7 protein-coding genes are annotated in these 5,359 nt (G+C 40.8%); all 7 read right to left on the reverse strand.

The annotated features are described in order from the left end of the window. Positions 1–196: 196 nt before the first annotated feature. Positions 197–742: a hypothetical protein gene (locus D908_RS02510; protein WP_000873463.1), complete on the reverse strand. Its 546-nt coding sequence runs from the start codon at positions 740–742 to the stop codon at positions 197–199. A 159-nt stretch (positions 743–901) separates the two neighbouring features. Beyond that, the gene (locus D908_RS02505) at positions 902–1,393 is read right to left on the reverse strand and encodes a hypothetical protein (protein WP_005527038.1); all 492 of its coding nucleotides are present in this window, start codon (positions 1,391–1,393) and stop codon (positions 902–904) included. Positions 1,394–1,529: 136 nt separating this feature from the next. Then, positions 1,530–2,000 carry a GNAT family N-acetyltransferase gene (locus tag D908_RS02500; RefSeq protein WP_000889642.1) on the reverse strand — a complete coding sequence of 157 codons (471 nt, stop codon included), beginning with the start codon at positions 1,998–2,000 and terminating at the stop codon, positions 1,530–1,532. A 141-nt stretch (positions 2,001–2,141) separates the two neighbouring features. Continuing rightward, positions 2,142–2,618 carry a GNAT family N-acetyltransferase gene (locus D908_RS02495; protein WP_005527040.1) on the reverse strand — a complete coding sequence of 159 codons (477 nt, stop codon included), beginning with the start codon at positions 2,616–2,618 and terminating at the stop codon, positions 2,142–2,144. A gap of 556 nt (positions 2,619–3,174) precedes the next feature. Further along, a complete protein-coding gene (locus tag D908_RS22760) occupies positions 3,175–3,807 on the reverse strand; it encodes a hypothetical protein (protein WP_167733113.1) in 633 nt (210 codons plus the stop codon). A gap of 56 nt (positions 3,808–3,863) precedes the next feature. Next, complete coding sequence (locus D908_RS02480; protein ID WP_235047393.1) at positions 3,864–4,481, reverse strand: hypothetical protein; 618 nt, start codon at positions 4,479–4,481, stop codon at positions 3,864–3,866. A gap of 78 nt (positions 4,482–4,559) precedes the next feature. Next, on the reverse strand, positions 4,560–4,988 hold the full coding sequence (locus tag D908_RS02475; RefSeq protein WP_005527046.1) for a hypothetical protein: 429 nt from the start codon (positions 4,986–4,988) through the stop codon (positions 4,560–4,562). Positions 4,989–5,359 lie beyond the last annotated feature (371 nt).

Genomic DNA, 5,359 nt, shown 5'->3' on the forward strand with positions numbered 1-5,359 from the left:
AATCGACAAGCACAACCTACTGATTTTTATGGATTAAGCATAACGCCCGCCTAAGGGGCTGGCAACGCATAACACTAAACTCAAACACAGCAACCGTAACCACCGCGGCTCATTGGGACTGGAAACGCCGCGCGTTGACAGTCCCTCTTGAGGCGTTTGTTATATTCCAGCCACTTGGTGATGAGGAACTGTATATCTATTCTCTATACCCGTAATGATCAACCGCAAAACTAAACATGACTTTAATCATAAAAAATGTGCTAACAATTAAGAACCATGTAGAGAGAGGCAAAAGCATTAGTACTAATAATCCACTGCACATCAGGCTTGCTGAAATAAATAATTGAAAATGACTTCCTTTCAAGGCATTCACAACTAGTGCAGATATTATTGTGTAAGCCCAAATTAGGAGTGCATAGTCCAAAGGAGCGGAAAGGAGCCACGCAATCGCCAATATATGGATATGTATGGCAATAAACAAAAGACGGCCTTTAGGTCTTTCTGAATAAAACTTGTTCGTTCCTTGGCTAAAATTCGCGATACAACCAGCTAGCACATCTGCGACTAGAACAAACCCTAATACTATCATCCAGATATTTTCATGAGCTATAGGTCGATATAGCTGAAGATAAATTAATAAACTGCCCACGAGTGCAAACATCGCAGTACATGCAATTTCAATTAATGATTGCTTTTCGCCAAACACCTCGTGAAGAGACTTGGGAATTACAAAATATTTCATATTCATCCTTAATACTTCAGCTAAATTTGACTCAGGAATATAACGCCCGCCTAAGGGGCTGGCAACGCATACCACTATACTCAAACACAACAACTGCAACCACCGCGGCTCAATGGGACTTGAAACGCCACGCGTTGACAGTCCCTCTTGAGGCGTTTGTTATATTCCCCAGACGCTTAGCTCAAAGTCATTCCTACAAAACGAAGTGTGATTAAACTCTGAAATTACTCCGCAGTCTAGGTCTGCACCAACCCACCCAAAATCAAAACTTTCATTCTGAGTAGTAAACAATTCAAGCTCACTTAGGAAAAGCCGTAGTTCTGAAAGTTTGACCTTATAGTAAGGCCCGTCAATGTCAAAGAACAACCAGCCCTCATATTCTCGTGAAGGGAGCCCTCTAAACGCACCAAAAAGATCGCTCCAATACTGAAAGGTAAAGTTTCTCCAGTTTGCGATAACGCCTCTGGTAGTCGTCTGAGTATCTGTTGATTGGTCCCAAGTTGAAAAAGCTGCATAGCGTAAACACATAGAATCACTTGAGAAATCTACTTGCTCTAAATAGCGAGCCAATGGCTCGGGAAGCTCTGAAAGCAGCTTTTCTCTAGCTCTCCTGTTTCGATTCTCTTTAAGCTTTTGCTCAACTTTACTCATATTTCACCAGGGAATATAACGCCCGCCTAAGGGGCTGACAACGCATTACCATTAAACTCAAACACAACAACTGCAACCACCGCGGCTCATTGGGACTGGAAACGCCACGCGTTGACAGTCCCTCTTGAGGCGTTTGTTATGCGATTTTTCCACACATGATATGTTGAGGTCCTGCTGAACCACCAAAATATTTCTCACCATTATCTTCAAAGCCGCCTTTAAGATAACAAGCTCTTGCTGCTGGATTCTTACAGTTAACTGTCAAGTAGACACTCTTAAAGCTTGGATAACTCATTTTCAGATAATCAAACAGAGCTTTTACCGCTTTCGTACCAAGGCCTTTGCCTTGTTGCGACTTGTCTATAACGAAAAACCTTAGACCGATCCCGTCAGATGGACAAAATGGATAACTTTCCGAATAAGCAATATCCAACTTGAAGAAGCCAACAATTGAACCATCTTGCTTGATGACATGGAGATGAGCTGTATCACTGCCGTCTTGCAGAAATTCCTCTGCTGTACCAGCAAATCTTAACTGTTCATCTGCAACGCTCACTTTTTGAATAGCATTGATATGTGATTCATTAAGTCTTTCAATTTCCAACATTAGCCGATAATTCCCTTTAATCGCATAACGCCCGCCTAAGGGGCTGGCAACGCATAACACTATCAAATACAACAGCCGTAACCACCGCAGCTCATTGGGACTGAAAACGCCACGCGTTGACAGTCCCTCTTGAGGCGTTTGTTATAACCGTTTTTCCATTCGCACCAGATCCCATAACTTACCATTAAAAGATCTTGTACCAATTTCTGTCGAAACCACTTCAAAACCTAATGACTCATAGCATTTTCTAGCAACTGTGTTCTGTTCAAAAACGCCTAAGCTAAGTTTGGTTGCAGAAAAATCTAATCGTGCTTTATCGATTAATAACATCAACATCGATTTTGATAGTCCTTGCCCACGATAAGCATTTGAAATAAAGACACGGCAAATCCGATATTGCTCATCGGTGACTTTGTACAACTCAACAAACCCAGCATGTCTACCGTTCACTTTTAGCAGGTAGGGAAATACTTCTGCTTTGCTACAGTGAGCATGGATCTGTTCATAAGTCAGCGGAAAAACATACGCAGGACCACCCCATAGATAGTTCAACTCATCCGAGTCAATCCATTCTATAAGCTGGTCAAAATCCGATTCTTGAAACTCTTCTAAGTTCATGATTTCTCATTAGGTTATAACGCCCGCCTAAGGGGCTGACAACGCATTACCACTAAACTCAAACACAACAACCATAACCATCGCGGCTTATTGGGACTGGAAACGCCATGCGTTGACAGTCCCTCTTGAGGCGTTTGTTATGTTCGTGGCTTAAAGCTCCCCCACAACCTCAATAACGTTAAGTTAAGTGGCAGCAAGACTAATATGCCCACTAACCACAATGCATCGTTCAAATACGGGAATACGACTCCCCCCTTAAGAGCTCTCCACCCAAACATTACTTCCAACAAACCGCCGACACATAGAAGAATGAAATACAACGGAATATAAACTATCGAAATTATCCACTTCAATATTTCTATATTCATCATATCGTTATGAAGCAAATATGAACCATACGTCTGAACAATTGCGAGGAAGAATGCGACCAACAGTGTTTTACGCATTTTCAAGTTTCTCCATAGAACATAACGCCGCATTAAGGTGTGAGCGGCGCTTGGTTATACTTGAGCGAAGCGAAAATGCCAAGCGTTGCGAATCACTCTTAAATGCTTTGTTAAATGCCTATTTGCCGCTGTTTGAGTTGTTTTATTTGCCCTTTAATAGACTCTATGCGAACGTCGTCCTTTGCCAATTTGTTTAACACTGCTTCTCTGTGTTTGATAGCTTTTTCAAAGTCACCTTTTTGTTCGGCATAATCAGATAAAACAATAAACTCTGTTAAAGTTAAGCGATCTTTTTCTTCTTCAGTTTTTAAACCCGATAGTCCGCCAAACATCAATATCATAAACAAAACAAAAGTAGCCAACCCCGCAACACCAAAGAACTCTTCGCGTCGTTCTTTCTTGGCTACATATAAACACCAAACTATCACTGCACCGATGGCACAAACTAACAAAGATAATGCCGATATTTCAAAACTAAGTTGTACTTGTGAACCATCAATTGTATTAAACAAGCTCCCAATGAACATACCAAGAAAAACTAAAAATGCTGATTGGCGATACGCTCTAAATGACGGGAGGAAGTCGAATAACTGCATCCCGAAACCAATCAATGTTGCTACACCTGTTATATAAGTAAAATATTCCATAATCCCGTCGTTGTATAATTTTCGATTGGCATTTAACGCCCGCCTAAGGGGCTGGCAACGCATAACACTAAACTCAAACACAACAACCATAACCACTTCGGCTCAATGGGACTGGAAACGCCACGTGTTGACAGTCCCTCTTGAGGCGTTTGTTATGAAGCTTTTTCTGACACAAGCTCATACTTTTTCCGGATAAGCTCGATGCCCTGAACATAGTAGTGCCCAGCACGTTCATAGTCTTGCTTAAGAGAATGGCTATCTGGACTAGCAAGATGAATAAATCCATTAATTGCCATCCCATACTTTGAAAACAAGGTAAAAATCTCATCTGAAATGAAAGGCTTGGATTTAAACAATATTGTCATAAAGTCAGACTGAACTGTAACTATTTGTTCTTGAGTTAACTTGATTACTTGTATTTCTCTAGCTGCTTCCACTACCGTTTTTGATAACCCAAGTTCACTTGCAAGTAAGTCATATTGTCGATATTGAGCAGCTGAATAGTGTAATACTCCGGCTTTTTCAGCCAACTGACTCAGTAATTCAACTTGGTTATTAAACAACATTCGTTCTATTTCAAGTTCAGACTTTTTACTTTCAATATCGTAGCCAAACCATACGACAGTCACATATGCTGTTAATACTGCCGTAAAACTTATGATAAAGAGCTCTTTTACTATTATTTTTATCGTAGATCCCATAGCTTTTATCCACCTTGCTTCATAACGCTGCGTTAAGGGGGGCATGCCGCACAAACCAAGTTTCTGCAAACCACTTTCACCACCAAAACCAACCGCATACCAAAAATGCCACGCGGCATGAATCCCTCTTAAACGCCTTGTTATATTTCAGTTGCCTAAGTTCATATTGGCTTGACTTTTAATATCGTCAATCAGATTTGAATCAAATGAAACGCCCTGTAGCCGCCACGCTGAACCAACTCTATACACTTGCAGTTCAAAGCGAAGTGGCTGCCGATCGTAACCAACCAAGTAGATTAAATGAGCGTAATGTTCACCTACTTTTTTTTCAACTATTAGCTCGTGAAAATGATACTTACCCACCAAGCCATCCAAGCTAGCTAGTTGATTTTTTAAGTTTAACACTTGATCCGAATTGCCTGATATCCATTGATTAGTGCCATATAAGTACTCAATAGCTTCGTTATGCTTTCCATCTTTGAGCATTGCAAAAAATGTTTCCGGAATTTTTCCATAATCATCAGCAAAGACGAACGTAGGCATTAACAGCATGATCACCAGAATAATTTTTTTCATATACAACTTCTCCATAAGAATATAACGCCGCGTTAAGGGGTGCAGGCACGCAATACAAAAGCTACCGCACAGCGACTTAATCACTGAACCCAACGCAAACCGAAAATGCCACGCGTGCCAAATCCCACTTAAACGCTTTGTTATGCTTAAGCTTCAATGACTTACGTTTTACTAAAAACAAGATTAACTCGACTTTGATTCAGAAACAAAAGCCAAAACTTAGAAAACCGAAATGAATCATAGTTTTGATAATCAGGCTCGGAATTTGGGCAAATCTGGTTTGAAGTTTTAAACCTAGAAATGGATTTCTGATTGAGCCAACCGCCCTAACCTCGCGCTTGCCCGAAAATTGAATGAGGCAATTCTCTGAA

Source organism: Vibrio mimicus CAIM 602 (assembly GCF_000338875.1).
Lineage (GTDB): Bacteria > Pseudomonadota > Gammaproteobacteria > Enterobacterales > Vibrionaceae > Vibrio > Vibrio mimicus.